We start from the raw sequence: 15,466 nt of genomic DNA on the forward strand, positions 1-15,466 counted from the left end.
GCCTTCCCATCTAATTCCGTGGATTAGAGTGCCTGAGAAATCCTCTGACTGCAGCGATCGATCCCGTTTTCCGCACGGAAGGAAGCATGGCGCGAGGCAAAATCTTGTGCTGCCTGGCGATGTGTTCCTGAGTTAATTAATGCAGAAAGCTGCTGGATGATCTGGCGAGGCTGATCCGGCGAGGCATCCAGAGCTACGCCGAGTTCGACCGTTCGACGACTAAAAATCGCCTGTTCAAAGGTTAGCGGAATATGCAGCATGGAACGCCCTGCCAAGAGGAACTCGCAGCACGTACCATGATTGCCATTCATGATTGCCAAATCACATGTTTCTCCAACCGATCGTAGATTCAGGTGGTGGGACACGAGCTTCACATTGGAACGAAGTGACTTTGACAAGCCAGCACCATCAAGACCGTCTCCCACGACCAACGTAGGCAGACCTTGCCCACTCAGCCACATTAATAGTTCGCGCAACGACTTGTGGGGCTTGAGATAGGCGTAGACCTTCGGGCCATCTCCTTCCGGCCAAGGAGTCTCTGGTAACAATCTGTTATTCGCACTGTTTGTGGCGGACCAGGCTCCCAGATATTCGCCTTGCTGACGGTAGGGATAGTGGTCCAATTCACGGAAGGTCGTCAGTAGATTGGCGGTAACGGACGAATAGATTTCCCCAATGCGCGCGATCGTGGGTTGGCCATTCGACTCCAAAATTGTGTTGATGCGATCAATCAATTGGGACTCAGAACGAATACGTTCTTCTTTATCCATCGGTCGCCAGGGAGCCATCTCGCGGAGCGGAAATTCATCGACGGGACAAAAGAATCCGGTTCCGAACGTGAATTGTGGGACGTCGATCCCTCTCGCAGCCAGAAGGCCAGTCGGGCAATGGTCCAAGACCAGGCAATCTGGCCTTGTCACTTGGAAGAGGTTACGCCAAACGTGGATCATCGCGTTTAGCTCCAGTGGATCGCGATAGCCCATGTTTTGCAGCAGGTGGCCGAAGGTAGACGGCGCTGGATCGTAAGGAACAGCTTTCGACAATTTGACCGGGGACGGAAAAAGAGTGACGTCAAGTCCGCGGAAGGCCACGGCAGCCCGGGCAATGTCCTTGGCAATGATCGTCACCTGGTGTCCAGCGCTAACCAACCGCTCAGTGATAGGGCGAAATGGTCCCAAGTGGCCGTAACCGCCTCCCAGTTCCCAGGCAAAGACAATTCGTGACATAGCCGCATGCTTTCGATGGATCGCTGACCGCGTGAATGGTTTTCAAAGAGGCAAAACGCGCTGGCGAATGCTCACGCAGGCTAACAGGTTAACGAGTCTAGGAGCGAGTTTAAATGGCGCGAACGCACCTGCGACGTCATCGCCGGATGATCCGAAGAAGAGGTTAGGCTCTCGCTTTCGTTTAACTGGTGAAGGCAGAAGCGTTCGCGTGGAATAATTCGGGTAGAGGTTCAAGTCACTAGCTGAAATACTTGCGAGATACGATTTGCCAGATTGCGATGTCTATTTACGGATAACTAGCTTAACTGTTTATGCGAAATACTTCCCGATACCGTTAAGCACTCTTGCATAGTATTCCGTACTAGAAAAGCTTTCAGAATCCGAACGCGTGGAGTTCTAGGCCGGAGAGGCGGCACCATTTTTAGGAAATGCCGAGAAGCTTTGAGGCAGGTTCCGTACCCTTTTGGGGTGAATTTAGGAAAAAGTCGGGTACTAACGAGAACCGCGATTTCAAGAAGATCGCCTTAAAGCCCTGTCATAAAAGGCGTTAGAAAAAGTATCCCCGGCGGGGTTCGAACCTGCAACCTTCGGCTTCGGAGGCCGACACTCTATCCAGTTGAGCTACGGGGACAAGCAGTTTGGCTTTCCTGTCATAATAGAAGCTTGATTCTTTAGTTGTCAACGTTCCGCAGTGCGGAAGTTAAAAACTGGCAACAGGTACGGTCAGAGGGCGAAGTTGGTTCTTTCGTGCTACGGTTGCTTGTCCTGGGGCTCGAAAAGCGAAACAATCGTCCGTAGGAAATACTCAGGTTGCTGGTGGAGTTCGCGATGATTATCCGCAAGGAATACAAGTTTTACGCCGCACATCGAAATGAAGAGTTGCAGGATAAGTGTCGGAATCTGCACGGGCACCGGTACGGCATCGTTTGCCATTTCGAGGTGCAGCGGACCGGGTCGTATTCGACGTTGTTCTCCGATTTCGATGACAAGATAGGGCCTTTTCTCAAGGAAAAGTACGATCACGGTATGCTGATCAACGTGAACGATCCTCTTTACACGACGCTCAAAAGTCACATGGCGACCCATGGCGAGGACTTCAAGCTCTGCGAGTTTCAGGGCCCAACGTCGGTCGAGAACCTGGCCTATAAACTCTTTACCGAAATCACCCGAATGGGGTTCGATCTAAGCCTGTTGGAAGTTCAAGAGACCGATACTTCCGTGATCAGCTACGATCGCGAAGATTGGGCCCGCGACAACGAAGCCCAGGTATTTTCCGCCGCCCACGCGATCGATTCGGCCCAATAGCCTTTTTCGGAAACGTTCGTCGCTTTTTTGTACGCTAAGGGATACGATAGTTAGTGATTACAACAACCCCTGCGCGTGCACACTCGTGGAAAGAGAACCGGTGGCGCTTACCTACTTCAAACGATTCCGGATGGAGATCTCGCTAGCAGATCTGCCTGAAGAGCCCCCCCTTTCGCCAGGGTTCCGCTTTCAGCCTTGGACGGCCGAGATTCTTAAGCGGCATGCCGAGGTGAAGTATCAAAGTTTTCGGTTCGAGGTCGACGCCAACGTCTTCCCTTGTTTGGGGGATTCGGAGGGCTGTTTTCGCCTGATGCGTGAGATCTCGATGCGAGACGGTTTTCTGCCTGCCGCGACGTGGCTGATCGAGCATGAAGACCCCGAGTTAGGCGACTGGCGACCCATTGCCACCGTGCAAGGCGTCCGTGACCGTGAAGGGAACGGGTCGATTCAAAACCTGGGCGTGGTGCCTGGCTTTCGGGGGCTCGGAATCGGAGCCATCCTTTTGCTGCGTGCCCTGAATGGCTTTCGCGAGCATGACATGACTCGGGCCTCGCTGGAGGTCACCTCGCAGAACATCGGCGCCATTCGGCTCTACGAGCGACTCGGTTTTCGCATCGCCTCGACGGTCTACAAAGCGGTCGAAATGGGGGCCGTTCAGACCAGCACGCATGCGTAGAACCCTGGGACCGGGCCTTGTCGGCGTATCTCTTGGCCGTTTAAATCAGGGACTAGACCATCCCATTTATCTTCGGACTTATTTGCGACAGCGGGAAGCGACGGCAAAAACGTGCGTTCCACTTACTACTCCGAGAGTTTCAACAACGGATTGACCCTTCTGGCCGAGTCGATGCCTTGGCTGCAATCAGCAGCGTTCTCGATTGTCATCCCGGCCGGTGTGCAGCGCGAAGAGGAATCCAACCGCGGTGTCGCTAACTTGCTCTGCGATTGGGTTCAGCGCGGCTGCGGCGATCTCGATAGCCGACAGTACGTCGAAGCGCTCGATAATCTGGGAGTTGCCCGCGGCGGAGGCGTATCTTCGAGCCACCTTTCCTTCGGTGGGGCTCTGTTGGCCGAGAACCTCGAAGCAACGCTTGGTATCTATGCCGATCTGGTGCAGCGGCCTCATTTTCTGCCGGATGAATTCGAGGATGCCAAGCAGGTTTGCTTTCAGGAACTTCGTGCCCTGGAAGACGACCTGCATCAGCAAGCGATGCTCAGCCTGCGGCGGCAGATGTACCCCGATCCCTGGGGCTGGCACCCGACCGGCACACTGGCCAGCGTCGAATCGTTGACCGAGGAAGTCGCCAGAGCGTATTTCGACACGTGGGTGCGTCCCAACGAAGCGATCATCGCGGTCGCTGGTAATTTCGACTGGGGGCGACTCAAGGAAACGATTCAAAAGCTGTTCGGCAATTGGAAATCGCGCCCCGGGAAGAAGAGTTATCTCGGTTCAACGCTGCCAGAGTATGTTCATATCCCGTTTGATTCGAGCCAGACGCACGTGGGGCTTGGTTTCGCCAGCGTGCCGATCTCCAATCCGGATTTCTACCAGGCTCGGGCCGCGATCGGCATCATGAGTGACGGCATGAGTTCGCGGTTATTTAGCGAGGTCCGCGAGAAGCGGGGACTGTGCTACACCGTGTATGCTTCGTGCAACTCGCTCAAGACGCAGGGAGCCGTCTTGTCGTATGCCGGGACAAGCACAGAACGGGCCCAAGAGACCCTCGATGTGATGATCGAAGAGTTCAACGAATTACCTAAAGGGGTTCGCCAGGACGAACTGACTAGGCTCAAAGCGCGCTTCAAAAGCGGCATCATCATGCAGCAAGAATCGAGTTCGTCTCGGGCTTCTGCGCTGGCGGCCGACTGGTATCATCTCGGTCGGATCCGGACGATGGAAGAGTTGGAAACGATACTGGATGGAATCAGTGTCGATACGATCAACGCCTACCTGGAAAAGAATCCGCCCAAAAACTATCGGGTGACAACCATCGGTGCTAAGAGATTGGAGGTTCCGAGTGAAATTTCGTCAGGCGACGCTTGATAACGGCTTGGATATCGTTGCCGAAGTGAACCCGAATGCTTATTCGCTTGCCACGGCATTTTTCGTCAAGACCGGCTCTCGTGACGAATCGTCGGAAGTCGCCGGCGTAAGTCACTTTCTGGAGCACATGGTCTTCAAGGGAACCGCGCGCCGTACGGCGGAAGACGTCAATCGCGAACTTGACGAACTCGGCGCGCAGTCGAATGCTTTTACCAGCGAGGAACAGACCGTCTATTACGCGGTGGTGCTTCCGGAACTGCAAACGCAGATCGTCGACCTGCTGGCCGACATCATGCGTCCCACGCTGCGGCAAGAGGATTTCGACACCGAGAAGAAGGTGATCCTCGAAGAGATCATGAAATACGACGACCAGCCACCCTACGGCGGTCACGAAAAGAGCATGGCGGCTTGGTTCGGTAAGCATCCGCTGGGTAACAGCGTGCTCGGCACGCAGCAGTCAGTCGGCGATTTGAGCCAACAACAGATGATGGCTTACTTTGAAGAGCGCTATAGCCCGACCAACATGACGCTGGTCGCCACCGGCAATGTCGACTTCGACAAGCTGGTCGATCAAGCCAACGAGCTCTGCGGAAGCTGGCAGAAGCATAACGTCTCGCGCAATACGGCGCGCCCCGTCGGCGAGTCGAACTTTCAACTGATCACCAAAGAGACCTCGATTCAGCAGTACGTCATTCAACTGGCCGAATCGCCTGGCTCGGAGGATGAAGCCCGCTACGCGGCGCGACTTTTGGCAACGATCATGGGAGACGATGTCGGCAGCCGTTTCTTCTGGGAGTTGGTCGACCCAGGGATTGCGGAGTTCGCGGCGATGGAATCGTACGAATTCCAAGGCTGCGGCGTGATGATGAATTACGTCTGTTGCGCTCCGCAAGATGCCCAGCGCGTGTTGGAAGTGGTCACGCACGAAGTGGAAAAGCTGATGACCGACGGGGTCACGCAGCGCGAGCTGGACCTGGCCAAGAATAAAGTCTGCTCGCACGTGGTGTTGCGAAGCGAACGCCCTTCGAGTCGCCTGTTTTCGGTAGGCTCGGGCTGGACGCAGCGTAAGAAGCTACGCACGGTGAAGGAAACCGTCGAGGCATATCAAAAGGTCAGCCTGGATGATATCGGTCGACTTTTAGAGACCTACGACCTACGCAAGACGTCGACCACCGCGGTTGGTCCGCTGACGACGTTACATCTTCCGTAGCAAGATCAGCCGTTACCACGTGAACGGTCTTTCTGCCGGATGCCTCAAAAACACTGCTGGCATTGCCAGCAGTGTTTCGATAACCAATCGTGGTGCTGCACCCTAGTTGTGTGAACGGGTGCCATGCCTAAATCTTCGTAGGCATGCTCATCATCTTGTCCCCTCGCCCCTTTGGGGAGAGGGTTAGGGTGAGGGGCAAACCAGGTACCCGCTTCTCAACCCTCACCCTAGCCCTCTCCCTTGGGAAGGGAGAGGGAACCGGAAATGCAGTGCTAAGAAGTCGGCAGTTATCGCATGGGAGCCAGTGACGTGACAAAGAAATTTTACCTGACGGCGGCATTATTGCTTCTAGGTTTGGTCGCGGCTCCGATGCCGGTCGAAGCAGGCTGGAATGCATGGCTGCGATACTGCGGCGAGTTCTGGAGCGACGGGTATCACTCCAAGGGAGACCCCTGGAACCGGCCGACCAAGCATGCCCGTGAGTTGTCTTCGTACCAACCCTACTACCCGGCATACGAAACCCCCATGCCGGCTATGGAAGAGCAAGTCCCCACGCCAGCCAAGCAGAACGTGGCGACTGTCAGCGCCAGTTCGCCGGTTATTATCCTCCCAAAATCGAATTAAGTTCGCGTTTGTGGCTCTGTCTCCTGGTTGAGCAAAATCGGCGAATTCGCTAGAATCCGCCTTCTCACTAGTGATACCGGAGTTTAATGCAATGCAACGTACGCTCGTTCTTCTGAAGCCTGACTGTGTCGAACGCCGCCTGATTGGCCGCGTCATTAACCGATTCGAAGACAAAGGGCTGAACATCATTGCGATGAAGTTGATCCGGATCACCCCCGATCTGGCCAAGCAGCACTACGCCGAGCATGTCAGCAAGCCGTTCTACCCAGGCCTCGAATCGTTCATCACGGCTGCCCCCGTGGTTGCCATAGTGCTGGAAGGTCTAGAAGCGATTCAGGTCGTTCGCGACATGCTGGGTGCCACTAGTGGTTTGAAGGCCAGCCCCGGCACCATCCGTGGCGACTTCAGCAGCAGCCGCCAAATGAACCTGGTTCATGCCTCGGACGGCGAAGAAGCCTCGAAGCGTGAAATCGATCTCTACTTCAAGCCCGAAGAAATCCTCGAACACACGCCCGTCCTAACCCCATGGATGCGGGCCGACGACGAGTGATCGGTTGCCTCGTTCGCCAAGGGCACTCTCTTAGAAAGCCGAGGAGAGTGTTAGCCATAGAGCACACAGAGTTCACTGAGAAGTGAACTTGTGACCACGAATAAGAATAGGGTGCCACTTCCGGCACCCTATCTTATTTCTTTCTCATCCGTGTCTATCGGTGTAATCCGTGGTTACTCTTTCCCTTCTTCCCTCGGTGCTCTCCGTCGCAAAACCTTCTTAAGCCAAAATCGGCTTCACCACGTGACCATGAACATCGGTCAGACGAAATGCCCGGCCTTGATGGCGGAATGTTAGCCGCTCGTGATCGATCCCCATGACGTGCAGGATCGTTGCTTGCAAGTCGTGGATATGAATCGGCTGATCGACGATGTTGAAACCGTACTCGTCGGTTTCGCCCAGGGTGACGCCCCCCTTGATTCCGCCGCCAGCCATCCAGACGGTGAAGCACCGACCATGGTGATCGCGGCCGAAGTTGTTCGGGCCGAGCTTCCCCTGGCAATAATCGGTACGGCCGAATTCGCCGCCCCAGATCACCAGCGTATCATCGAGCATGCCGCGCTGCTTTAGATCCTGCAGCAATGCCGCAGTGGGTTGATCAGTCTCCTGACACTGCTTTTTGATGCCGCCTGGCAAGCCGCCGTGATGGTCCCAGCCTTGGTGGTAGAGCTGAATGAAACGCACGTTTTGCTCAGCCAGCCGGCGGGCCAACAGGCAATTCGCGGCGAAGGTGCCTGGGTTGCGCGCATCCGGCCCGTACATATCGAGAATGTGGTCCGGCTCGGCGCCGATGTTGGTGACCTCGGGAATCGACGACTGCATCCGGAACGCTAACTCGTACTGTCGAATGCGTGTATCGATCAACGCGTCGGCGGACTGCATCCGGTGCAACTGGTCGAGGCTCGCCAAGGCATTTTCGCGGCTCGTTCGGTCGATTCCTTCGGGGCTGTTCAAATAGAGAACCGGATCGCCGCCGCTGCGAAACTGCACGCCTTGATGATGCGACGGCAGAAAACCATTGCCCCACAGCCGCGCAGCCAGTGGCTGGCCCCCCTTCTCTTTCGTCACCAGCACGACGAACCCCGGCAGATTCTCGTTCTCGCTTCCCAGCCCGTAACTCATCCAAGACCCGATACACGGACGCCCGGGGATCTGCGAGCCGGTTTGAAAATAGGTCACACCTGGTCCGTGATTGATGGCTTCGGTATGGGCCGAGCGAATGACGCTGATGTCGTCGACCATCTTCGCCGTGTGCGGCAGCAGTTCGCTCATCCACGTGCCGCTTTGCCCATGCTGCTCGAACTTGAACGGAGAGCCGACCAGTGGAATGCTCGACTGGTTGCCGCTCATCCCGGTGAGACGCTGTTCGCCTCGCACCGAAGCAGGCAGCTGCTCGCCGTGCTTCTCGTTTAGCAGCGGCTTGTAGTCGAACAGATCGAGCTGAGATGGACCGCCTGCTTGGAACAGGAAGATGACCCGCTTCGCTTTGGGTGTGTGGTGCAGCTTGGTAAGCACGCCGTCGGATGCCGCCGACGGGGAAGCCATCAGCTGCCCCAGCGCCAAACCACCAAAACCCCAAGCGGAAGACTGAAGGACTTGTCGTCGTGTGATCATGGGTTTCCTAGCTCCGTGTTACCGACGCGTGACACTGCCGTCGAAATTCATTACCGTATTGGCCACGACGGTCAGGGCCGCCACTTCCGCTGGATCGAGATCGCCGGGAACCTTGGCCTCGCCAGCGGCCAGCAGCTTCTGGGCGGCCTTGGTTTGCTCTTGGAAGTGTGACTTCTGCTGAGCGAACAATTTGGCGAGCAGTTCCAATTCCTGAGGGTTCGCCTGGCGACTGGTTAGCAGGCGAAACACCGTTTGCACCTTGTCTTCATCGCTCGTAGCATGCTTCTCGTCTTTCAGCACACGAACGGCCAGCATCTTGGCCGCTTCGACATACTGAGGACCGTTCAGCAGCACCAACGCCTGTAGCGGTGACGAGGTTCGTTCCCGCTTCAATTGGCACACGTCGCGCTTCGATGCGTCGAAGGTCATCATCGCGGGGGCAGGACTGGTTCGCTGCCAGAACGTATAAAGCGAACGGCGATAAAGCCCCTTGCCGCTATCGTGCTTCACTGGCTTGAACGAGCTGGAGACCTCGTACGGCTTGGCGGGCGGTCCACCCACTTCGTCGACCAGCAGTCCGCTGGTGATCAGAGCGTTGTCACGAACCATTTCCGCCGACAGGCGAAACTTGCCACTGCGTGCGAGTAGCTTGTTCTCGGGGTCGCGGCGAATCAACTCGGCCGAGGCCTCGGACGACTGCCGATAGGTTGAAGAAGTCACGATCTGTCCCAGCAGTCGTTTAACGTCCCAGCCGTGCTCCATGAAGTCAGCCGCAAGCCAATCGAGTAGCTTTGGATGGGTTGGCGGACTGGCCTGGTTGCCGAAGTCTTCCGGCGTGCGAACCAATCCTTCCCCCATCAGCAGTTGCCAATAGCGATTCACGGCAACGCGGGCCGTCAGTGGGTTATCGCGGTCGACGATCCATTTGGCCAGCCCCAACCGGTCATGCGACCAGTCCTCCTCAAACGGCGGCAGCACCTCCGGCGTCTTCGGTTCGACCAGATCGGTGGGAGCGTCGTAATTGCCACGAGCGAGCAGATAAGTAGGACGAGGCGACTCCAGCTCTTGCATGACCATGATTTCGCTGGTCTTGTCGTAAGCCGCGTTACGCTCTTTTCGTGCCTGGGCAAACTTCGCGGCAGTTTCCGTCCACGAATCGTGACGACGTTCTAACTGGTACTCGGCCAATTGCTCAGCAGTAGGCGTCATGCCACTTAGCGAGCCCACTTCGGCTGCCGTCAGCTTGTGATCGTACACGGCGAACTGGTCGACCTGCCCGTCGGTAAAGCCACGATCACGAAATCGCTCGCCGATGGTGATGTGATCGTTCCCGCCACCGGTGATCTGCTTGGTCAGTTTATCGCGGATTACCTCCGTTTCGACCAGCTCGCCGTCGACATAGATCTTCAGCCCATCCGCTCGGCTCGAACCATCGTAGGTCACGACCACTTGCTTCCAAGTACCGACGGGGAACTCTTCTGTGGCCTTGATGCTAATGGCGTTGCCTGGCCAGAAGTGAATCAGCGACCACTTCAGCTTGCCGTCTTCCAGCAGCAACTCGTAACCGCGGCTGGCCGCGTCAGTCCAGGCCCGCGATCGGTGGAAGATCACCGCTCGGTCTTTCACGTCTGGCGTATGCATCCACAGCGCTACCGAGAATGGCTGGTGTCGCTGGAAGTTGCCTTGCTTCAAGTTGATCGCATCGTCACCGGTCAGCTGAACCGCTTTCCCATGCAGTCCTTCAACCGACTTGTTACCTCCGACTTTGGCATCCTCGAAGTCGACCTTCTCGATGGGCTCGTTCAGCGTGACCGTCACCTCCTGGTCGCCGACTGGGGGCATTTCAAGCTTGGCGAGCGCCGCTTCCAGGTCGGTTACCTTCTGGTCAAGGGCTTTCAGCCTGGTGGCCTGGGCGTCGTCGGTCAGCAGCAGCGTCGGTGTGGGGACCGATGGGGTAAAGAACGAGTACAGGCCTGCTTCATCAATACTGTTGAAGAAGGCGAACATCTGGTAATACTCGCGTTGGCTGAGCGGATCGTACTTGTGATCGTGACATCGGCAGCACTCCATAGTCAAACCGAGGAACGCCGTCGCCACCGTCTGCGAGCGGTCGGCCACGTATTCCACGCGAAACTCTTCCGGAATACTTCCCCCCTCGACTTTCTGTGGATGAAGCCGACAGAACGTGGTTGCCAGGATCGTCTCCTTGGTCGCATCCGGCAAAAGGTCGCCCGCAATTTGCTGCGTGACGAACTCGTCGTACGGCATGTTGGCATTTAACGACCGAATGACCCAATCGCGCCACGGCCATACGTATCGATCGCGATCGACCTGGTAGCCGTACGTATCGCTGTACCGCGCCGCGTCGAGCCACTCCGCTGCGAGACGCTCTCCGTAGTGATGCGAGGCGAGCAGCTTTTCGACGTGGGCCTGGTAGTTGGCTTCGGTAGGCTCGGCCTGGTAAGCGTCGAGTTCTTCCAGCGATGGCGGCAGGCCATTCAGGTCGAACGATACGCGCCGCAAGAGTCGCCACGGTTCGGCTTCGTTATTGGGCGTAACGCCTTCTTCGCGTAGCTTCGCCAGGACGAACTTATCGATCTCGTTTCGCGACCAATCATCGTCGGCCAGCTCTGGCACAGGCGGCTTTTCAATGCGCTGGAACGCCCAGTGCTGCTCGTACTCGGCTCCTTGTTTGATCCATTGGCGGATCAGCTCGATCTCTTCCTTCGAGACCGTACGATTCGATTCCGGCGGAGGCATGCGTACTTCGGGGTCGTGATCAATCAGCCGCAGATAGACCTCACTGCTTTCTGCGTCCCCGGGTACGATGGCGTAGTCGTGGGCAGAGTCCTGCTGGTCCAGGCGCAAATCGGCTTCCCGGCTGGTTGCGTCAGGACCATGGCAATGGAAACAACGGTCCGACAAGATCGGGCGAATCTGGGTCGCAAAGTCGATTTTCTCGTCCGCGGCAGCCGCTATCGAAGCGCAGAAGCCGACGAAAAGAAGGGCAAGGAGCAACCGCTGGGGCAAAGTGACGCAGGTCATAACCGATGCTGCTGAGCTGAGAGGAACATGCCAAAAGGGAATTGGCAATTCGGGCAGGAATATGAATCCTACCACTTGCACTTCGCTAGTTCAAGCTGATTGAGCTCTCAGATCGGGCGAAGAACCCGCCCCCGCGCTTTATTGGAACTGCTTTGCGGCAAGAATCACGACACCAAACAGGCCGGCTCCGCCGACGATCAGCATGCCCAGGGTACCGAAGAATATGCCAATTGCATTATCAGGACGCTGCTTGTCAGCGACCCACCAAGCCCCTGGAAATCCGCCTGCAAAGGCGACCATTGATAGTAGAAGTAGGAGCAAATCTTGCATGACGAGGGTTTCCTGAAGTCCCGATTAAGGAGTTTAGGATAATTGGGAAGCTAGTAGGTTTCAATCACTCGCAGCCCACCAAGCCGCAAGAAAGTGTTTGCCATAGGTGCAAATTGGGCGTAGAACAAGCATTATCGTCACTTCCCGCCCTATCTGGGCCGCGTCATGGCTTCACCAGCCGAACGGTTCTCTGCTCCATCTTTTCAAGTTTACCCCATGCCTACACGCCGCAAAGCAATTTTGGCCGGTTCAGCCCTCACTTTGGCTGCTACGGGTCTATTCCCCTCCCCTGCCGTCCATGCGAGCGACAAATCCGGCTCGCGGATGGTCATCGGGCCGGAGGGATTCCAGTTTGAAATTACGCACGATTGGCCATCGCTGCCCGATAAGTACCACTGGCAAACCACCCACAATGTGGCCGTCGATAGCGAAGAGAACCTGTACGTGATCCATGAAGGCAATCCCGCCCTGAAGGATCACCCGTCGATCTTCGTGTTCGACAAAGAGGGAAAGTTCGTCCGAGCCTTCGGAGAGCAGTTCCAAGGGGGTGGCCATGGGATCGAAGTTCGTCAGGAAGGTGGCCAGGAGTTCCTCTACGTCTGTGCCTACCAGCAGGTCAAATCGTTCGCCAAGTTGACCAAACAGGGCGAAACCGTTTGGCAGAAGCATGCCCCCATGGAAGCTGGCGTCTATGCCGAAGGGGAAGCGACCGATCCGCAAAAGATTTGGGGCCGCGATCGCTTCATGCCGACCAACTTCGCCTTCCTGGATGATGGCGGCTTTTACCTGGCCGACGGGTACGGTTCTTTCTACGTGCATCAATACGACAAGGATGGCAACTGGCAAGGGAAGTTCGGAGGCCCCGGCAAGGGAGAAGGAAAGTTCGCCACGCCGCACGGGATCTGGATCGATCGCCGTGACGCCGCCAATCCGAAGACCGTCGTGTGCGATCGGGCTCATCATACGCTGCAAGTGTTCGACAAAGATCAAAACTACTTGAGCACGGTCAGCGGCTTTGGCCTGCCTGCCAATTTGGATACGTGGAACGATTGGATGATCGTGCCGGAACTGCACGCGCGGCTCTCGATTGTCGACAAAGACTACAAAGTCCTCGCACAACTCGGGGATGACGTAAAACGCGTCACCTCGACCAAGGGACTGCGAACGCAGCCTATGAACTGGACCGAAGGCAAGTTCGTGCATCCTCACGATGCCTGCTTCGGGCCAGGTGGCGACATCTTCGTCGCCGAATGGGTCTCGACCGGACGCGTGTCGAAGCTCAAGCGTTTAAGTTAACGTTTCACGTTTTTGTCCGCGAGCAAGACTAGCTGCTTTTGCCGGAAGCGGGCCGACATCATGTCGAGGTTCCGGCGAACCTCGGCCTCGGTGTCAGGCGTCTTCTGTCGAAGCGTTTCCAACAGGGCAACTGCCTGGTCGGTCTGGCCTGCGTTGCCCCTGGCCATCGCTTCGACCTGCTGAATTTCAGGCGCATGTTGTGGGAAGGCCTTGAGCAGCCGGTCGCAACGCTTCAGCGCGACCTCTGGATTGCGGACCTGGTCATCGGGAGCCGCGGCCTGAATGCGGGCGAGTTGGAACTGCATGGGCAGATCGTCGGGGTTCTGCTGAACGTACTGCTGAAGTCGCTCGGCCGCTTCGCGGTAGTGGCCGGCGTCGACCAGCAACATTGTGTAATCTCGGGCAACGTCGCTGCTACCCGGTTCAAGCTCCACGGCCTTCTTCCAGCGGGCCAAGGCCATTTCCAGATTTCCAGACTTGCGATAGGCGTGCCCTGCCATGACGTACGACTGGGCAACGTCGGGGCGAAGTTCAATCGCCAGATCGAACTGCCGCGCGGCCTCTGCCGGGCGCTGCATCAGGTCCAGCAGTGCCCCGTAGCTGGTCCGCGTTTCGGCCAGCTTGCGGTTGCGAAGCAGCGTGTGATACTCGCTGATATTCTCAGGCGGCGAACTTGCGGCATTCAGGGCAACTTGAAAACGCTCGTACGCTTGGTCGAATTGCCCGGCATTAACGTGCAGTTCCGCCAGGTCGCCATGCAGCGGAAACGACTCATAACCGTGCTGCTCGCAGTACGCGATCGACCGCAGCAACGTCTGTTCCGCCTCGGGAAGCCGATCGGCCTGTCGCAGTTCCTGGGCCAGGTTATGATTGGCTCGCAGGTTCATCGGCCGGGCTTCGACCGTCGTTGTCCATAAAGCGATCTGCGAATGATAGTCGAGGTTTCGGTAGGCAGTGCGGATACCCAGCAAGACGGCAAGCGTCAAACCGACCAGAAGAATCGTTTGATACTTGGATTCGTCCGATTGATTCGCTCGCCACTTTTCAACGGCCGCATTCAGTCCCATAGCGGCAAGCACACAAAGGCACGCCAGCGGCAAATACATGCGATGCTCGAAGGCGACGTCGATGATGGGCACGATACTGGACGTTGGCGCCAGAATGAAGAAGAACGCAATCGCCACAAAGCCGATCGCAGGCCGTTTGTACAAGAGCCAAAACGAAAGGACGAGCAGGCCCAGCACGAAGATCGCTGGCAAAAGATACTCCCTTTCCTGGTTCGCCACCGGCCAGTCGTAGTCGAAGGTCAGTTGAACGGGCCAGAATGACAGATACAGATAATGCACGATCACGCCGGCCTGCGTCCACAAGTAGAGCCAGGCCGAAGCCGTTTCGTGGGCGCCCAGCACATAGCTGTTTGCGCTGGTGCCGGCTTTGAAGATGGAAAGGTTCTTGATGAACAAGATCGTCGCAGGGACCAGGAACATCGCGAACACCCACACCCGCTTGGCCAGAAGTTCTCGCCACGAGGTCGACAGGAAACAGCGATCATACACCAAGGCCACCAGCGGAGCAGTCACCATGATCTCTTTCGCCCCCATGCCCAGCCAGCAGCATAGGATGCTGCCGATGTACCACGGCCAAGCCGTTTGAGCCAACCGTCCGCGGAGCAGGCAGTAGAGCGTCAGCAAGTAGAACATCGCCATCAACGACTCGTGCCGCTGCACGATATAAGTGACGGCCATCGTCCCCAGCGGATGGACTCCCCAAAGCAGTGCCGCAACGAAGCCGGTCAGGTTGGCGTTTAAGTGGGGTGGATGATTCCGGTTCCACCAGGCAATCGATCCCCGGACGAGTTCGAATAGCGTGAGCACGCTGACGACATGGATCAACAAGTTCACCAGGTGGAAGTAGAACGCCGACTTTCCGAACAAGGCGGCATTGATCGCGAAGGAGAAATGGGTTGTCGATCGGGAACGAAGACGCGCCATCCCCCGCAATGCGCTCGCCAGGTTGTCGAGGTTTTCCCGCTCGACGATCCGCGGAAAGTCGTCGAATACGAACGTCCCGCCGAGTGACGTTAGATACGCCGCAACGACCGCAACAACCAAGACGACTCGCAACCACTTCGTTTGCTCGGCGAGTTGGCTGGCCCAGGTTTCCGTCGGCGCAGGATCGCGGGTTTGCTTGGGGGATTCTTTGGACCGTTGGGACACTTCAAT

At 56.8% G+C, this 15,466-nt stretch carries 12 protein-coding genes and 1 tRNA gene; 7 read left to right on the forward strand and 6 right to left on the reverse strand.

Going from position 1 to position 15,466, the window contains the following annotated elements; translation table 11 throughout:
- Positions 1 to 23 precede the first annotated feature (23 nt).
- Both Pan97_RS13230 and Pan97_RS13235 read right to left on the reverse strand, forming a co-directional pair.
- A complete protein-coding gene (locus Pan97_RS13230; RefSeq protein WP_144973262.1) occupies positions 24 to 1,226 on the reverse strand; it encodes a glycosyltransferase in 1,203 nt (400 codons plus the stop codon).
- Between the two features lie 557 nt (positions 1,227 to 1,783).
- Positions 1,784 to 1,857: transfer RNA gene (locus tag Pan97_RS13235), tRNA-Arg, on the reverse strand.
- Positions 1,858 to 2,054: 197 nt separating this feature from the next.
- Between Pan97_RS13235 and Pan97_RS13240 the strand changes: the two genes are divergently transcribed.
- The 6 genes from Pan97_RS13240 to ndk all read left to right on the forward strand — a co-directional run bounded on the left by Pan97_RS13240 (position 2,055) and on the right by ndk (position 6,959).
- Complete coding sequence (locus Pan97_RS13240) at positions 2,055 to 2,531, forward strand: 6-pyruvoyl trahydropterin synthase family protein (RefSeq protein ID WP_144973264.1); 477 nt, start codon at positions 2,055 to 2,057, stop codon at positions 2,529 to 2,531.
- A gap of 100 nt (positions 2,532 to 2,631) precedes the next feature.
- Positions 2,632 to 3,207 (forward strand): GNAT family N-acetyltransferase, encoded by a 576-nt coding sequence (locus Pan97_RS13245; RefSeq protein WP_144973266.1) that lies wholly within the window; start codon positions 2,632 to 2,634, stop codon positions 3,205 to 3,207.
- Between the two features lie 111 nt (positions 3,208 to 3,318).
- Positions 3,319 to 4,575, forward strand: coding sequence for a M16 family metallopeptidase (locus Pan97_RS13250; protein ID WP_196782089.1), 1,257 nt, complete (start codon positions 3,319 to 3,321; stop codon positions 4,573 to 4,575).
- Positions 4,550 to 5,785, forward strand: a complete 1,236-nt coding sequence (locus Pan97_RS13255) for a M16 family metallopeptidase (RefSeq protein WP_144973268.1) — start codon at positions 4,550 to 4,552, stop codon at positions 5,783 to 5,785. Before Pan97_RS13250 ends, Pan97_RS13255 begins: the two co-directional genes overlap by 26 nt.
- A gap of 309 nt (positions 5,786 to 6,094) precedes the next feature.
- Positions 6,095 to 6,409 carry a hypothetical protein gene (locus tag Pan97_RS13260; RefSeq protein ID WP_144973270.1) on the forward strand — a complete coding sequence of 105 codons (315 nt, stop codon included), beginning with the start codon at positions 6,095 to 6,097 and terminating at the stop codon, positions 6,407 to 6,409.
- 91 nt (positions 6,410 to 6,500) lie between these two features.
- Positions 6,501 to 6,959, forward strand: coding sequence for a nucleoside-diphosphate kinase (gene ndk, locus Pan97_RS13265; RefSeq protein ID WP_144973272.1), 459 nt, complete (start codon positions 6,501 to 6,503; stop codon positions 6,957 to 6,959).
- Positions 6,960 to 7,178: 219 nt separating this feature from the next.
- Here the strand turns inward: ndk and Pan97_RS13270 are convergent, their stop codons facing one another.
- From Pan97_RS13270 to Pan97_RS13280, 3 genes are all read right to left on the reverse strand, one after another.
- On the reverse strand, positions 7,179 to 8,573 hold the full coding sequence (locus Pan97_RS13270; RefSeq protein WP_144973274.1) for a DUF1501 domain-containing protein: 1,395 nt from the start codon (positions 8,571 to 8,573) through the stop codon (positions 7,179 to 7,181).
- Between the two features lie 18 nt (positions 8,574 to 8,591).
- Complete coding sequence (locus tag Pan97_RS13275; RefSeq protein WP_144973276.1) at positions 8,592 to 11,618, reverse strand: DUF1553 domain-containing protein; 3,027 nt, start codon at positions 11,616 to 11,618, stop codon at positions 8,592 to 8,594.
- 138 nt (positions 11,619 to 11,756) lie between these two features.
- Positions 11,757 to 11,948 carry a hypothetical protein gene (locus Pan97_RS13280; RefSeq protein WP_105358412.1) on the reverse strand — a complete coding sequence of 64 codons (192 nt, stop codon included), beginning with the start codon at positions 11,946 to 11,948 and terminating at the stop codon, positions 11,757 to 11,759.
- 216 nt (positions 11,949 to 12,164) lie between these two features.
- On the opposite strand from Pan97_RS13280, the gene Pan97_RS13285 reads away from it, so the two are divergent.
- The gene (locus Pan97_RS13285; RefSeq protein ID WP_144973278.1) at positions 12,165 to 13,244 is read left to right on the forward strand and encodes an NHL repeat-containing protein; all 1,080 of its coding nucleotides are present in this window, start codon (positions 12,165 to 12,167) and stop codon (positions 13,242 to 13,244) included.
- On the opposite strand, the gene Pan97_RS13290 is transcribed toward Pan97_RS13285, so the two are convergent.
- The gene (locus Pan97_RS13290; RefSeq protein WP_144973280.1) at positions 13,241 to 15,460 is read right to left on the reverse strand and encodes a tetratricopeptide repeat protein; all 2,220 of its coding nucleotides are present in this window, start codon (positions 15,458 to 15,460) and stop codon (positions 13,241 to 13,243) included. The genes Pan97_RS13285 and Pan97_RS13290 overlap by 4 nt on opposite strands.
- Positions 15,461 to 15,466 lie beyond the last annotated feature (6 nt).

Origin of the sequence: Bremerella volcania (assembly GCF_007748115.1) — a bacterium.
Classification (GTDB): domain Bacteria; phylum Planctomycetota; class Planctomycetia; order Pirellulales; family Pirellulaceae; genus Bremerella; species Bremerella volcania.